Here is an 842-nt window from a genome sequence, read left to right as displayed (position 1 = left end):
GGAATCGCTAGTAATCGTGGATCAGAATGCCACGGTGAATACGTTCCCGGGCCTTGTACACACCGCCCGTCACACCATGGGAGTGGGCTGCAAAAGAAGTGGGTAGCTTAACCTTCGGGGGGGCGCTCACCACTTTGTGGTTCATGACTGGGGTGAAGTCGTAACAAGGTAGCCCTAGGGGAACCTGGGGCTGGATCACCTCCTTACCTATACGACTAACTYRATGTTTGTTGAGTGTTCACACAGATTTGCTTGATAGAAGAAAGAGTAAAAGATRGACCTAGTTAAATAGGTTTATCAAAGATGGGTCTGTAGCTCAGCTGGTTAGAGCGCACCCCTGATAAGGGTGAGGTCGGTGGTTCAAGTCCACTCTGACCCACCAAATCTTCGTTMTCCTTTGTTAAATTAACACTCGTTTAGTGAACTAAACGTCGCGTTAATTTGCYGCRGATAACTCGATTTGGCAAACCAATCCTTTTAGAGGTTTGGAACATCTTACTTACTCGCACTGCATGTAAATGGGGCTATAGCTCAGCTGGGAGAGCGCCTGCCTTGCACGCAGGAGGTCTGCGGTTCGATCCCGCATAGCTCCACCATTTACACCTTATTCTGACTTTATTGCAAAGTAATAAGGCATATGCACTATGGATAGAGATGCCAAAGATAAACTTAAAAATTATCTTTGGCTTTTTTAAGCCCGCTCTTTAACAATTTGGAAAGCTGATAGTATTTAATTGCATGAGTCTGTCATGTGATTAATTACAAAACGTTTAATGCGCAAGCATTGAACATGAGTTCTCAAACACTTTATTAAGWGTCTTGAATATTCAATAGTAAATTAT

At 43.7% G+C, this 842-nt stretch carries 2 tRNA genes and 1 rRNA gene; all 3 read left to right on the top strand.

Features of this window, described 5'->3' with window-relative positions:
- Positions 1–206 (top strand): 16S ribosomal RNA (locus tag L5M10_RS23940); the annotation flags it as partial.
- Positions 207–305: 99 nt separating this feature from the next.
- Positions 306–382, top strand: a tRNA-Ile gene (locus tag L5M10_RS23935).
- Positions 383–520: 138 nt separating this feature from the next.
- Positions 521–596 (top strand) — tRNA-Ala (locus L5M10_RS23930).
- Positions 597–842 lie beyond the last annotated feature (246 nt).

It is taken from the genome of Shewanella sp. SM32 (assembly GCF_025654235.1).
GTDB lineage: Bacteria > Pseudomonadota > Gammaproteobacteria > Enterobacterales > Shewanellaceae > Shewanella > Shewanella oncorhynchi.
This window is presented reverse-complemented; position numbering and strand designations above follow the sequence as displayed.